This window comes from Bifidobacterium sp. M0307 (assembly GCF_016100445.1).
Lineage (GTDB): Bacteria > Actinomycetota > Actinomycetes > Actinomycetales > Bifidobacteriaceae > Bombiscardovia > Bombiscardovia coryneformis.
In genome coordinates this window covers 190,165-204,472 of sequence record NZ_JACFSL010000001.1, presented here as the reverse complement: position 1 = coordinate 204,472, position 14,308 = coordinate 190,165, and the positions used below count along the sequence as shown (strand labels likewise).

The 14,308-nt window shown below is 61.2% G+C and carries 13 protein-coding genes and 1 tRNA gene; 7 read left to right on the top strand and 7 right to left on the bottom strand.

The features are described 5' to 3' along the window. Positions 1-171: 171 nt before the first annotated feature. Positions 172-2,037 (bottom strand): SpaA isopeptide-forming pilin-related protein, encoded by a 1,866-nt coding sequence (locus tag H3V08_RS00785; RefSeq protein ID WP_198181281.1) that lies wholly within the window; start codon positions 2,035-2,037, stop codon positions 172-174. A 53-nt stretch (positions 2,038-2,090) separates the two neighbouring features. After that, positions 2,091-5,192, bottom strand: coding sequence for a hypothetical protein (locus H3V08_RS00780; protein ID WP_198181280.1), 3,102 nt, complete (start codon positions 5,190-5,192; stop codon positions 2,091-2,093). A 398-nt stretch (positions 5,193-5,590) separates the two neighbouring features. Between H3V08_RS00780 and H3V08_RS00775 the strand changes: the two genes are divergently transcribed. After that, positions 5,591-5,671, top strand: a tRNA-Leu gene (locus H3V08_RS00775). A gap of 26 nt (positions 5,672-5,697) precedes the next feature. Here the strand turns inward: H3V08_RS00775 and H3V08_RS00770 are convergent. The 4 genes from H3V08_RS00770 to H3V08_RS00755 form a co-directional block, all read right to left on the bottom strand. After that, on the bottom strand, positions 5,698-6,669 hold the full coding sequence (locus tag H3V08_RS00770) for a class C sortase (protein ID WP_198181279.1): 972 nt from the start codon (positions 6,667-6,669) through the stop codon (positions 5,698-5,700). Beyond that, on the bottom strand, positions 6,656-7,336 hold the full coding sequence (gene rdgB, locus H3V08_RS00765) for an RdgB/HAM1 family non-canonical purine NTP pyrophosphatase (RefSeq protein ID WP_198181278.1): 681 nt from the start codon (positions 7,334-7,336) through the stop codon (positions 6,656-6,658). The genes H3V08_RS00770 and rdgB overlap by 14 nt, the downstream gene beginning before the upstream one ends. Positions 7,337-7,470: 134 nt before the next feature. Continuing rightward, positions 7,471-8,235, bottom strand: coding sequence for a ribonuclease PH (rph, locus tag H3V08_RS00760; protein ID WP_198181277.1), 765 nt, complete (start codon positions 8,233-8,235; stop codon positions 7,471-7,473). A 58-nt stretch (positions 8,236-8,293) separates the two neighbouring features. Beyond that, positions 8,294-8,929: a Pr6Pr family membrane protein gene (locus H3V08_RS00755; protein ID WP_045921693.1), complete on the bottom strand. Its 636-nt coding sequence runs from the start codon at positions 8,927-8,929 to the stop codon at positions 8,294-8,296. 129 nt (positions 8,930-9,058) lie between these two features. On the opposite strand from H3V08_RS00755, the gene H3V08_RS00750 reads away from it, so the two are divergent. Beyond that, complete coding sequence (locus H3V08_RS00750; RefSeq protein WP_198181276.1) at positions 9,059-10,390, top strand: nicotinate phosphoribosyltransferase; 1,332 nt, start codon at positions 9,059-9,061, stop codon at positions 10,388-10,390. A 21-nt stretch (positions 10,391-10,411) separates the two neighbouring features. Further along, positions 10,412-11,422 (top strand): aldo/keto reductase, encoded by a 1,011-nt coding sequence (locus H3V08_RS00745; RefSeq protein WP_198181275.1) that lies wholly within the window; start codon positions 10,412-10,414, stop codon positions 11,420-11,422. Between the two features lie 57 nt (positions 11,423-11,479). On the opposite strand, the gene H3V08_RS00740 is transcribed toward H3V08_RS00745, so the two are convergent. Continuing rightward, on the bottom strand, positions 11,480-11,833 hold the full coding sequence (locus H3V08_RS00740) for a DUF3039 domain-containing protein (protein WP_033491655.1): 354 nt from the start codon (positions 11,831-11,833) through the stop codon (positions 11,480-11,482). 127 nt (positions 11,834-11,960) lie between these two features. On the opposite strand from H3V08_RS00740, the gene coaD reads away from it, so the two are divergent. From coaD to rpmF, 4 genes are all read left to right on the top strand, one after another. Then, positions 11,961-12,461 carry a pantetheine-phosphate adenylyltransferase gene (coaD, locus tag H3V08_RS00735; protein ID WP_198181274.1) on the top strand — a complete coding sequence of 167 codons (501 nt, stop codon included), beginning with the start codon at positions 11,961-11,963 and terminating at the stop codon, positions 12,459-12,461. Then, positions 12,454-13,206 carry a cell division protein gene (locus H3V08_RS00730; protein ID WP_442859339.1) on the top strand — a complete coding sequence of 251 codons (753 nt, stop codon included), beginning with the start codon at positions 12,454-12,456 and terminating at the stop codon, positions 13,204-13,206. The genes coaD and H3V08_RS00730 overlap by 8 nt, the downstream gene beginning before the upstream one ends. A gap of 86 nt (positions 13,207-13,292) precedes the next feature. Next, positions 13,293-13,889, top strand: a complete 597-nt coding sequence (locus tag H3V08_RS00725) for a YceD family protein (RefSeq protein WP_198181273.1) — start codon at positions 13,293-13,295, stop codon at positions 13,887-13,889. Between the two features lie 105 nt (positions 13,890-13,994). Then, positions 13,995-14,189, top strand: coding sequence for a 50S ribosomal protein L32 (gene rpmF, locus H3V08_RS00720; RefSeq protein WP_033491651.1), 195 nt, complete (start codon positions 13,995-13,997; stop codon positions 14,187-14,189). Positions 14,190-14,308 lie beyond the last annotated feature (119 nt).

Here is a 14,308-nt window from a genome sequence, read left to right as displayed (position 1 = left end):
CCTGGCGGCACATGTCCTCTTGTGCCCGCACCGGGTCGCCCCCCCCCCCCCCTACCAAGCCCGGGCCATCTTTCCATGAAAAGCCTGTATACATAAAGGTCCGGTGCCGAGGAGGCATTCACCTCTTCGACACCGGACCTGCAAAGCTGCGGCTTACCTTACCGGCTCACCTCAGACTCGCATCTTGTTGGTGCGGTTCCTTACAACAATCAGCACACCTGCCGCACCTGCCAGCACCAGGGCGATCAGGACCGCCAGGATGATTCCGGCGCCACCGGTAAGAGGCAGCTGGGAAACGGACTTGACGTTGTTGATGGTGATTGCGTTGGGGAAGGCCTGCGACCAGGGAGACGTCAGGACGTGGTTGCTGTCATAGACAGGCTGGCTGACCTGGGCCTGGTTGGTGGTCGTCGCAGCAACGAGCCCCCAGGTATCCGCCTCGTTGGTGATGACGGGCTTGCTCGCATCGGGCTTGCTGTCGGTCTTCTCCAGGACAATATCAACATTGAACGTGGGCTTGAAGGCCGAAGAGTAACCAGTAGGCTGCCTGGTCTCTGCAACACTGTACTTGCCTGCGCTGAGACCATCGACGGAGAGGGTACCCGTACTGTCGGTCTTAAGCACGGTCGTCTGGGTCTGCCCCGATGTCGGCGCGGATTGGTTCATGGCGAGCATGTACTTGCCTGCACTCTGCTCGTTGAACCAGAGCGGAGCGATGCCGTCCGACCTGGTCACGGAGAACTCCGCATCAGTCAGAGCCGCACCATTACTCTTGGCGACCTTACGGATCTTGAAGTTGTAGAAGTAGGCCGCATTGGTCGGAGTGTCGGGCGTGACGATGGTTCCGGTCGACCCGCCACCGGGCTGGTTCGAGAAGGTCAGCTTTGCCGAATTGGAGAGCTTACCGGCCTGGGCGGAATCATTGACTCGCATGTAGTAATCAATGGTGATGGGGTCCTTCCAGGTCAGCCTGGTGGCCGGATCGTTGTTCACGACCAGTTTGGTCAGATCGAACTCCACTCCGGTGGCGCCATCGGTCGGAGTGCCGGGGGTGACTATGTAACTTGCGGCATCCTGGGCCTTTGCCGCGGCATCGCTCCCGGACCTGGCCTTCACCACAACAGGATGGGCTTCGTCGCTAACGAAGTCCAATCCCTTGCCAGGGGTATCAGTCACCTTGTACACGAAGGTATCCGGGTTGAATCCTGTGGTCAGAGGAACCTTCAGGGTCAGGCGATAGTGGAGGTAGTCACCAATCGAGACCGAGGCACCGCGGTCGGCATCAGTCTGGATGAGCTCCTTGGAGATGCTGTTTTCATCATCCTTGATGTTGATGGTTCCCACAGGCATGCCGTCAACGAAGTCGGTGATGTGTTCGGGGCCGACGGTGGTACCCACCAGCATGGGGATCGAGTTGATGCGCGTGCTGGCGCTTCCCCGAACATCAGTGACATCGGAAATGATATACAGGCCTTCGGGAAGGTTCGACAGGCTGGCATCCCCATCGGCCGCGGGAGTAACCGTGGCAGTCGATCCCGTCACCTTGGCGGTGAAGGTCGACGTCTTGGCCAGGGCGGTGACAAACTGACGAAGCTTGCCGTCACGGCCCCAGGCATCTGCAGCCGAACCCGAATTCGATACCGTGTCCTCGCTGCCCGGGGAGGCATAGCCCAACCACTTGCTGGCCACCTCGCCTACAGGGTTGTTGGCATAGGCCGGATCAGAAGTCGCTCCATGGTTGACCGCGGAGAGGGCGGCTTCGGCATCCGCCACGAGATCCGGGACGGTGGCGATCGAAATGTTGCTCACCTTGTTGTCACCGTTGACCGTGGCGTCCTGGTAGGTGGCGATCTCGACCGCCGCGTACTTGTGCCCGGCGACGGCATTCTTCAACGTTATCTGACCGTCGTTGGCGCTTACATCGACCGTGGTATCGGCGCTGGCCGACCCGACCCCCACCAGGGACACCCCCAGGAGGGCAGCCACGGCTGTCGCCAGGGAAAGCCCCCGACGAAGTTGACTATGTACACCCATCATCTTCTCCTTACTTATTGACTCTTCACATTTTTCTTGGCTGGAAGTCCGACCGGTCATGAAGACAGCCGACCGAAACCTCGTCTTTGCCGGGCCCAGATAGCCAGGCAGGCTGTCAGAACCAGGATTATGGCCGCCACAATCAGGAGGATCAGGCGGGGTCCGCCACCCGTAAAGGGCAGCCGTTGCACAGGGGGCACAATCCCGATGTGCCTTTCGAAACGGCCAGACTCGTTACCGGCGGTATCGGTCAGGGTCACCAGCACATCCCCCGAGGAAAGACCGGCTGAAGTCCGTACGCTCCAGGAGCCGCTTGCGTCGGTGGTTGTAGTAGCGGTGCTTCCATCCGGCCAGGTGACCTTCAGGGAGGCATCTCGTTCGGGTATGTTCCTATGACCGGCTATGTAGGCCTTGCCGGATACCAGGTGCGAGTTGGCCTGGGCGATCGTGGTCTCGGTCGGTGTCATATCGACCAGGAAGGTCTGGGCTCCGCGCGGTGAGGCGGTTCCCGCCTGATTGGTCAGGAAGGCCTGGAACTGGAAGGTCTGGCTTGACTCGGATCCATCCATGTTTGCCAGGAAGACGCTCGGTTCCACGGTCAGGGACCACTTCCATGGCTGGGAGGCACTCGGACGGGTCACCGTCAGGGTTGAGCCGGACATGACCGCCGGGGAGCTGCTCTTGGCACCTCCTGTGGTGAAAGTGCCTTGGGCGGACACGGCCAGGGTGGACTCTCGGTTGATTCCGGCTCCTCCGGACGGTGCCATGGTCACTGTCAGTGTGGAGTCCCTTGAGAGGCTGTCAGAGGGATTCTTCAGATAGGCGGGCAAAACCGTGCCGGATACCTTGACCTTCGAGCCTTGCGGAAGGGCCGTGGTTCCTATGCTCTCGTCGCGCTTGGTGTGGGGCACCGACACCGCATCAACCGTCGGTGCCTGTTCGGGCTTGGTCTGGAAGACAGCCTTGGCGATGTTGGTGAACCCGGATGTCATGTCATAGCTGGTCGACAACTCGGTCTGCCAGGCATGGTAACGACGGGTGCCACCGTCCGCGTTGGGCGGCACGGCCGGACTCTGACCGCCATATGCCGTGTTGGCATCGGTGATGCTCCATGTACCGTCCGAACCGCAGATGGTCTCCCCCAGATTCACACCGGCCGTATCACGGTTGTCCGGGTCGGGATTCGTACCAGTATCCTTGATGGGATGTGCGGGGTCCTCACCGAAGAGGGTGACCCTGTTGCCGGGGGTACAGGTACCGGATACGACAGGAGACAGGGTGGAGGAGTAGGCAACCGGGCTGTCCTTGCCGATCGCCTTTCCACCAATCGAGTTGATTGTCGGATCCTGAGGGCGTGGAACATCATAGCGGTAGAAGGCCGTGTCGATGGTCCAACCCTTGGATATCACATCGTTGATCTGGTCCTGGCTCATGGAATCCGTGATTCCCTTGGCTCCATCCGGCTGGTCGTAGAGCGGATTCTGGGCCGCCTTGGCCTGCTGGATGCGCTGAGCGGCATTGGATCCCTTGTAGGTGGTGTTCAGGGAGGCCATGCACCCCTGCAGGAGGGAGTCATCCGAATTGGCGGGATCGGTCGCCGGCTTGGTGGCATCAGGTTGGTTGGTGGTGATGGGCCAGGTGACCAGCTTGAAGTACCCGTCGAGTCCCTGGTCCTCCTTGGCCTTGGCGAAGTTGATGGAGCCATCATTGACCGTCACCTTGCCACCGGCGGTATCCAGGGTGTATCCCTGTGCCGGGGACGTGGAACGATCCAGGAAGAGCCTGTTGGGCCGGTTCGCAAGGCCACCATTACCGCTCAGCGCGGTTATGGAGTTGAAGGCCGAGCTGGCCATGGAGAAATTCCCCTCATTGCCCGAGTCGTTGGTCACCGGGTTCTGGTCCACCCTGACCGCATGGGGCGTCAGGGAATCAACCGGAACCCACTTGTTGTTTTTCAAACCCAGCCATTGGTAGTAGAAGCTGGCATTCCTGGAGCAGTTCGACATGGACATCCACGATGCCCAGGTTCCGTCGGGTTGTTGCGTTGTATAAGCGGTATCGTTCGCGGAGTTGTACCAGTAAACGAAGAACGAATTGGCCGGAGCCACACCCGGCGGAATGGCATATTCCGTCTTGCCATCGTTGTAGAACCCGATACTGTTGGCGGCGTTCCAGTTCCATCCGAAGGAGGCCCGATCAAATCCGAAATCGGTCACCAGGCCCCAATTGGCCTGGTTCTGACTCCATAGCAAGGGGTAACCATCCCAACCGATGAAGGCGACCGGACCATTGCAGTAGTGCGTCGTTTGGTCTCCCGGATTGGCGCACCTCTGCTGGTAGAGCTGATAGGTGTAGTAGCTGCCATCGGGTTTACGCAGGAGGTCAACCCCATACATGATGTTGTTGATTGCGGCCCCATACTTGGCGGCACCGTTTTCGTCGAACTGATCGGTGGGCATATTGCCGCACTCGCCGACACCGTTCCAACTACCCCAGCCGCAGGCCAGACTGGCAGGTCCCGCCGTCTTGGTCAGAATGGCGTAGACCCGCTCAACCTGGGTGATGCCACCGGGCGCGTATCCGGAGTCGCTCGTGTACGAATTCCCGACGGAGTTCAGCTGATCGAGGTTATCGGCAAAGTTGACATCAGCCTCGACGGAAATGGCCAGGTAGTCGTAATCGCCCGAGTTGATCACCTTGTGGACCGTAAAGTACTGATCCTTATTCGCGGCCCATTGAACCGCACCCGTCGTACCCGAGACGTTGCCGGTCGTCATGGTGTTCAGATAACGAACAGACACGTAGTCGCTCGGACTGGTCGTGCCCCAGTACTGATATGCGAAAAAGAGCCGGCATTTGCTGCCGTCGTCGTAGCTCCCGTTCGGCACACAGAAGGGATCGAAATCGCCATGGGCCAGCCGCAGTACGAAGTCGTAGCGCAGTTCGTCGTTATTCGTATCGATACGGTCGTTGTAGGCCATCATCTGGAAGAGCTTGGGCTTGTGGTCCACGGTTTCGGCATTGGCGGGTTGGGAGGTGAACTGGAGGGAGAGCGGCAGAACCATGAAAACCGCCAGAATCACTGCGAACAGGGAGGACAGCCTCTTGAAGCCGTGCTTGCGTACTGGCGAATTCCCATTCCAATGGCTGATTCCCATCGCAACCCCCTTCACTCTGATTCCCGTCGACCATTCCAATCGCTTGATCGGTCGGCCCGATACCGCCGAGGCGGACCCGGTACTCGATTACCAGAGATCAACGCGTGAACCCGTTGCTTCGGTCCACATAATTGGACGCTACATGACCGGTGATTGACTCTCGGTTTTTACAAATGGCGGCGTGTCGATAATAAAAATGCGCTATGAAGCGCCCGGTCTTTCCAGTTCCCGACATGCCGAGATTCATGGATAACTAACTTTTTCTTGTTTTCCCGGAAATTAGTCGGACTTTTTTTGGAGGATAGTGTCCGTATCTTCCTCAAAACAACCATCCCACCGTTGTGGTATTTATGAATAGGCGTGGGTATTCGAGCATCCGCACATACCCGCGGCCTTGGGCGCGAGTGGCGTAATGGTAGCCGCGCAGGATTTAGGTTCCTGTGTCTTCGGACGTGTGGGTTCGAGTCCCATCTCGCGCACCGGATTTGCTTCAGGCCGCTACGACTCAGGCCTTCCCGGCGGATTCCCCCAGACGGTGCCGTGGCGGCAGCCTGAATCTGAAGGCAACCACGGACGAGACGGTCCCCACCACCAGCAGGCCTAACCCCGTCATCAGGCCCAGCAGACGCCCATCCTTGGGCGCATCACTCGGGTCCGGTATGGGCTCCGGTATGGACTGGCGCTCGGCGGTCAGAACCAGACGTTGTGTATTGACCCCATAGGGGGTGCAGGTCATCAGGGTCACGAGGTCCTTGCCCGGCACCACCTTATACAGGTGCACATCCTCCGGATCGATCACATGCACGGACTTGATCCGGTAACCCATGGTCCTGCCCAGGCTGTCGATGTAAAAGATGTCACCGGGCTTGAGTTCATCCAGCCTGGTGAAGAGGAGGGCGTTGGTCAACCCCCTGTGCCCCGAAAGGACCACATTGGTGGAGGCTCCGCCAACCGGCAGGCTGGTGCCGTACAGATGCCCCACCCCATCCTGGAGCACCTCCTCGGAGGTCCCGTGATAGATGGGCAGGTGGATGGAGACCTGGGGTATACGAATGGTCCCCATGATTCCCCCCGGCCCCTCAAGGAGGGATTGGTAGGCCTTGTCTTCCTGCGACAGGGTGCCACCCTTGCTCGGAGCGAAGGGGTCGGTCGCCTCGCCCAGGGTGGTCTGCCCCGAGGCCGCGATTCTCTGGTTATAGGCCTTGGCCTTGGCATACTCGGCCTTGATTCTGCCCTGGGGCCATGCAGCCATACGGGAAGCGGCGTTTTCCGCCTCCGCAGCTGAACGACGTTGGGACATGTATTGGACGGCGGGAATCCAAACCACGCATATAAGGGCAGCAAGCAGGAGGAGGACGATCAGTATCTGCAGAACCAGGTTCAGCCTGTTCCAACGCCTGTAGGAGGGGGTCCTTCCGTCACCGGCAAGAACACCGGCAAAGGCCGGCGTTCCCGCATCGGATTCAGGCCTGGACACCGGTATCCCCCAGAACCCACTCGACCAGGACCGGCAGGATGGCGGACAGGGCCTTCCCCCTATGGGAGATGCGGTTCTTCTGCTCGGGGGTCATCTCGGCGGACGTGAGGGGACGGTCGGCCGAGGCCGGCTGATCATCGGGGACGAAAATCGGGTCGTAACCGAACCCGTCTTCACCCCTGGGTGCGCGAATGATCCTGCCCGACATCTCGCCCAGCCTCACGGTGTGGCGATTCCCTCCCGGGTACTCCGGTCCATCAGGAACAACCAGGGCCGCGGCGCAGACGAACCGTGCTGTCCGGTCCTGATCGGGTATGTCGGACAACTGGTTGAGCAGAAGGTCGATGTTGGCCTGGTCGTCACCATGGCGACCACACCAACGAGCCGAGAGGATGCCTGGGGCTGCACCCATGACATCGACAATCAGTCCGGAATCGTCAGCGAGGGCGGGCAGACCGGAGAGTTCCGCCGTCTGGTTGGCCTTGAGCAGGGCGTTGGATTCGAACGTGGTCCCAGTCTCAACCGGGTCGGGCAGGTTCAGGTCCGCAGCCGATACGAGCTCGATCCCGGTCTGCCCACGTCCCAGGAGGGACTGCAGAATGCGACGCATCTCGACCAGTTTGCCCTGGTTGTGGGTGGCCACGACAACCCGTCTGGTCTGCTCCATGATCGATCCTCCTTATGCGTTCGCAGTCCGCAGCCGCCAGGGCCGCCACCCCGGCTTGGCACAGGGGAATCAGCGGCGACCGGAGGACGGTTCAGGCAATGCCCGTCTACGCTCGAACTCAATCACTATAGGCATCAGTTTGCGGCAAGTGCGGCATCCTGGGCTGCCTGGAGTTCCTTGTTCCCCTTGGCGGCCAGTTCCAGCAGCGTGTCGAGTTCGGCCCTGCTGAAGGGACGATGCTCCGCCGTTCCCTGTATCTCGATGAAGTCGCCGGAACCGGTCATGGCCACGTTCATATCGGTCATGGCCTGGCTGTCTTCGATGTAGGGGAGGTCAAGCATGGGGTGGCCGTCGATGATTCCCACCGACACTGCCGAAACCCTGTCCTTGATGACCTTCTCGGCACTACGGATGTGATGGTGGTCCTGGGCCCAGCGCAGGGCGTCAACCAGGGCCACATAGGCGCCGGTGACCGATGCGGTACGGGTGCCTCCGTCAGCCTGCAATACGTCGCAGTCCAACTGCACCTGATTCTCCCCCAGGGCCTTCATGTCGACGACCCCACGCAGGCAACGCCCAATCAGGCGGGATATCTCCTGGGTGCGTCCGCCCACCTTGCCACGGACGGATTCACGGGCCGTGCGCTCCGAGGTGGCCCTGGGCAGCATGGCATACTCGGCCGTGACCCAGCCCAGCCCTGAGTCCTTACGCCACCGGGGCAGGGTGGGGGTGAAGGATGCCGTGCACATGACCCTGGTGTTCCCGCACTCAATCAGAACAGACCCCTCGGGGGCATCGGTCCAGTGACGGGTGATCCTGACCTGGCGCAGTTCATCGGCCGCCCTGCCATCCGGCCTCACCACGGCGCCATCACCCAACATGTCCTTGATTGCCACCATCTACGTACATCCTTTCCTGAAACTTGCAACCGGTTATCCGGGGAATCCTATACCTGGATCACGAGGCGGTCAGAGGGGTCTTGGGGGGAAGAATCCTGTCAATCAGGAAGAGCACCAGCCCAAGGATGAAGAAGCTCACCAGACATGCGGCGATGTTGACGGTCAGCTGCCCCCAGCCCAGCTTCCCCAGGTCGATGAAGGCGTAGGGATAGGGGTTTCCGCCGTCTTCCGGGCCGGAGTGGGGCCAGATGGCCGCGCGTACCAGCACAAAGGCCAGGTAGATGGGGAAGTAGATCAGCCAGGTCAGCACATAGTGCCATTTGAAGCGACGGTGGGGGTCGAAGAGGATGAAGTCGACCACGGCCATGATCGGGGTGATGACATGGACCATGTAGGAGGTCCTGATTCCCATCACCAACAGGTAGGACGAGGAGTTCAGGCCCAGAATCAATGCGGCCACCAGGCCGGTTATCACGATGTAGAGGGTCAGGCATCCCTTGAGCCAGGCCGGAGGCTGTTTCCCGTTGAGGAGGCTGGCTGCCCCGGCCCAGATCATGAGCAGGCCCAGGGCCATATTGGTCTGAAAAGTAAAGTAGACCCAGTGGTTTCCGATGCCCAGAAGCCAGGCCTCATGGGTGCCCGCCAGGCAGAAGAAGGCAATAAGGAATCGATAAACAGCTACAAGGTATCTCATGGAAACCAGCATATCCCGGCGGTCGTACCGGAGGACGAAACGTCCGCCTCCCCTACCCCGACATGAGCAATGAGGGGACTAGACTATGGGGCAACACAGCAAGCACCGGAACCGCAAAACGAGGATGATATGAACGAATCCGACCGGACATCCACGGCCCTGATGACCGACATGTACGAGTACACAATGCTGGACGCCGCCCTCCAGGACGGTACGGCCAACCGTCGGTCGGTCTTCGAGGTCTATACCCGCCACCTCCCCGAGGGGCGGCGCTATGGGGTGGTTGCGGGCACGGGAAGAATCCTGGATGCCATCGAGCACTTCCGCCCCACCGAGGAAGAACTCCGGTTCCTCTCCGACAGGAGGATCGTAAGCCCCGCAACCATCAAGTGGTTGGAGAACTTCCGGTTCACCGGCACCATCCAGGGGTACAGGGAGGGCGAGATTTTCTTCCCCGACTCCCCCGTTCTCCAAGTCGAGGGGGGATTCGGCGAGTGCACCCTCCTGGAGACCATCATCCTTTCCATCCTGAACTATGACTCGGCCGTGGCTTCGGCCGCCTCCCGCATGGTTTCGGCAGCCAAGGGAAGGCCCTGCATGGACATGGGCGCCCGGAGGGCCAACGAGTGCGCGGCCGTGGCCGCCGCCAGGGCCTCCATTGTCGGAGGCTTCCAGGGCACGTCCAACCTCCTGGCCGCCCAACGCTACGGATTCAAGGCCATCGGTACGGCCGCCCACTCGTTCACACTGCTGCACGACAAGGAACGCGACGCCTTCGTGGCGCAGATCAATGCCCTGGGCAGGAACACCACCCTCCTGACGGACACCTACTCCATCGACGAGGCGGTAAGGACGGCCGTGGAGGTGGCCGGCCCCGACCTGGGCGGGGTCAGGATAGACTCCGGCGACCTAGGCTCCCTGGCCCAGAGGGTCCGGCACCAGCTAGACGCCCTGGGGGCCACCAAGGCCACCATCACCGTCACCAACGACCTGGACGAATACGCCATAGCCTCCCTCCAGACGGCACCGGTCGACTCATACGGTGTGGGCACCATGCTGGTCACCGGATCCGGATCCCCCACCTGCGCCATGGTCTATAAGCTCACCGAGCGGGAGAACTCGTCCGGAGCCATGCAGGCCGTAGCCAAGAAGTCCGTCGGAAAGGCCTCGGTTCCGGGACGGAAGCTGGCTTACCGGTCATACGAATACAACCTGGCCAACGCCGAGCACGTCATATCCGGAACCGAGGAGGCACTCGCCGGATTCAACCCCGAGCCGGACTGGCGCGACCTTCTGGTCACCTACGTGGACCACGGCTCCATCAACGAGGAGTACCAGGGCGGCCAGGCTGTGCTCAAGGCCAGGGACCACCGGGCCAGAGCCCTGGACGAGTTGCCCATCGGGGCCCTCAGCCTGATGCGGGGGGAACCCATCCTGCCGACCACTATCGAAACGATATAAACGATATAGGAGGGATCTGCAATGCCATACCAAGACGGTTCATACATCCCATCACCCGACCGGTACCAGGCCATGGACTACCCTCATTGCGGGTCCAGCGGCCTCAGGTTGCCTCCCATATCACTCGGGTTCTGGCACAACTTCGGCGACAGCACCCCCTTCGAACGGATGCGGGACCTCTGCTTCACGGCCTTTGACCATGGCATCACCCACTTCGACCTGGCCAACAACTATGGGCCCGAACCCGGCGCAGCCGAGCGCAATACCGGCAGGATCCTCAAGAGGTATTTCGCCCACCACCGCCAGGAGCTGGTCATCTCGACCAAGGCCGGATACTCCATGTGGCCCGGTCCGTACGGGGATTTCGGGTCGCGCAAGTATCTCCTGTCAAGCCTGGACCAAAGCCTGGAACGTCTCGGTCTGGACTACGTCGACATCTTCTATCATCACCGCCCCGACCCCGACACCCCTTTGGAGGAGACCATGGGGGCCCTGGCCCAGGCCGTATCAAGCGGGAAGGCGCTCTATGTGGGCCTCTCCAACTACGACGGCCCCACCCTGCGACAGGCGAGCGCGATACTGGACGAACTCCATGTCCCCTTCATCATCAACCAGAACCGGTACTCCATATTCGACCGGACCATCGAGCACAACGGGCTCAGGGAGACCTCGCAAGAGCTGGGCAAGGGCATCATCGCTTTCAGTCCCCTGGCCCAGGGCCTCCTGACCGACCGGTATCTGCATGGCATTCCCGAAGACAGCCGAATCAGGGCCGACGGACGATTCCTCCACGAGTCCGCGTTGACCCCCCGGCGCCTGGATCAGATCGGCAGGTTGAACGACCTGGCCCGTCAACGCGGGCAGACCCTGGCCGAGATGGCCCTGGCCTGGCTTCTGCGCGACCCGGCCGTGACCACGGTGCTGATTGGGGCCTCCAAGCCCGAACAGCTTCTGGACAACCTCAAGGCGACCGCCAATACGACCTTCACCCAGGAGGAACTGGACCAGATCGACCTGATATCCAAAGACTGACCACCGAACAGACGACCCGAGCCTCTTGCCTGACGGCTGACGGACTTCGGAATCGACCTACTTCCTGCCGCCGGTCATCTCTTCGTAGATGCGCCGGCAATCCGGGCAGACGGGATACTGGGAGGGGTCATGCTTGGGAACCCAGACCTTGCCGCAGAGCGCGACAACCGGCCGGCCCGTCAGTTTGGATTCGGCGATGCGCTCCTTGGATACGTAGTGGGCGAACCTGTCGGCATCACCCTGATCGCTGCGCTGGGTCTCCTCCCGGGTTTCGGTCTCGGGCCTGTCCAGAACGGCTGTGCCTGCACCCTGGTCCGGATCGGAGAGGGGTGAGACCGGGTCCTGATCCAGGATGGGATCCGGACCATTCAGTGATGAAGAGGGATGCAATAAGGTCTCAAAAGCAGTCATATCACCATGATAACCGCTCGGAAGAACCCCAACAATAGGTGCCATCCCAGGGCTGAGAAGAGGCAGGCCGGGCCTGCGGCAAGCCACTGGATCCCGGCGGTTCCAGCCGGGGCGCTAATCTGGAGGCATGACTATAGCCGTATGCCCCGGATCGTACGATCCAGTCACCTCAGGGCACCTGGATGTAATAGAGCGTTGTGCATCCTTCTTCGATATCGTCCACGTCGTAGTGGCCGTCAATTCCGCCAAGACCCCCCTCTTCGGCGAGCAGGAACGGGTGGAGATGATCCGCCAGGCCCTGGACGCGGACGGGTACCCGCAGATTACGGTGGCTTCGACTACGGGCCTGATTACAGACTACTGTCTGCAGGTCGGTGCCTCGGTCATCGTCAAGGGGCTTCGGCAGAACGGGGACTACGAGGCCGAACTGGGTATGGCCCTGGTCAATCGCGATCTGGCGGGTGTGGAAACCCTCTTCCTTCCTGCTGATCCGCTCCGGGAGCATATATCCAGCACCATCGTCAAGGATGTCGCCCGGCATGGCGGCAGCATCGACGGCATGGTGCCCGACAGCGTAGTGCAAAAACTGACCACCATACTGAAAATGGAGAGAGCCGAAAATGGTTGAGGATACAGACATGCTTGGAAGCGAGGGCACCGGCCCCGACCCGGCGGAAGGCACTTTCGCCTTCCGCGGCGGCGACCAGACCGACCCGAGCGACCAGACCGGTCAAAGCGCCCAGCCCATCGACGATTCCACCTGGATGAACCAGTCGCAGCAGAGCATGAACGTGGATGACCTGCCCGACCTGCGCGAGGACCAGACGAGCGAGCCCCGCGCCGAATTCACAACCGTCTACGACATCATCGACCGGGTCCAGATCATGCTGGACGAGGCCAAGGCCCCCCTGCTTACTCCGGGCATGGTCAAGGTGGACAGGGAGGAGCTCATCAATGACCTGAACGAGCTGAAAAAGATGCTCCCGGTCCAGTTGGAACGGGCCTCCGCCCTGATGAGGGAGGCGGAGCGCCGTCTGAATTCGGCGCAGACCCAGGCCAACGCCACCATCTCGGCGGCTCAGAGCCGTTCGTCCGAGATCATCAAGGAGGCCGGGGAACAGGCCCAGTTCCTTGCCGGCCAGGAGAACGTGGTGGCCATAGCCCAGCAGAAGGCCCAGGTCATCATCGACCAGGCCCAGGCTCAGGCGGACAAGCTGGTCCAGGGGGCCAACGGGTATGCCTCCCAGGTCATGCAGGAGCTCGGCACCCAACTCGACCGGGTCAGCCAGGACGTGCAGGCCGGGCTGGAGGTTCTCCACGAGCGTGAGCAGGATGCTGCGCGTACCATGGGCGGGAAACCCGACCAGCAGTAGGGACCGTGGGCCAAGGGCCGCATACCGGCCAGGCCATGGAAGAGACCCGGCGAGCCACGTCGGCGCATAGGAAAAGGAAGCAAGGGATGAGCAGACCCGAGGATTCGCCCTGGGCCGTTTCGGTGGCCCAGGTGGCCGCCAGGGCCGGGCGCAGCAAGCAGATCGACCAGGATTTTCCCGCCCCTACCGGTATCGGCGACAAGGTGGTGGGCATCAAGGAGGGTGACCCGGTGCACGTCACCGGATCCTTCGAATCCATGGTGGACGGGTTGATCTTCACCGCCCATGTCAGCGCCCCCCTCCAAGCGGAGTGCACCCGGTGCCTGAAGCCCATCGACAGGGACCTTGAGGTGGACCCCGTGGTCTTTTTCCCCTACAAGACACCCGAACCCGACCAGACCAACGGCAAGGTCGAGATCATCGCCGGCGAGGAGGAAGGCGGGGACACCTATCCACTGCCTGAAGGCGGAGCCTTCGCCGACCTGGAGGCCCTCCTGCGTGACAATCTGGTCGAGGCACTCCCCCTGCAACCCGTATGCAAGCCCGATTGCCGAGGACTCTGCCCCCAGTGCGGAGTCGATCTGAACGAGCACCCGGACCACCACCACGAGGTGCTGGATGACCGGTGGGACGCCCTCAGGGGCCTCAGGGACCAACTGGAGGAGCAGGGAAACGGGGAATAACCCTTACCTGACGCTTCTCCGCACCGCCCCGGTGTGACAAAGACCCGGGGTTGCGGTAAACTGCTCTACGCTTAAGCTCTAGATTCGATCGAAACAGAGGAAAACATGGCACTGCCAAAGTACAAGACCTCGCGCGCCAACACACATTCGCGTCGCGCCAACTGGAAGACCAAGGCCGCCGCCACGGTGACCTGCACCAACTGCGGAGCCCCCGCCCTGCCTCACATGGCATGCCCGAGCTGCGGCATGTACCGCGGACGCATGTACCGCGATGCCATCCGCCCGCAGTTCAGCAAGTGAGCACACGTTCACAGCACTGATTGGAAGAACCCCTGCCATCGACGGGTGGCGGGGGTTCTCTGCATAATGGGAGCCATCACCAACATCGGGACCATATGACCGAAAGGCACTGTCGTGAG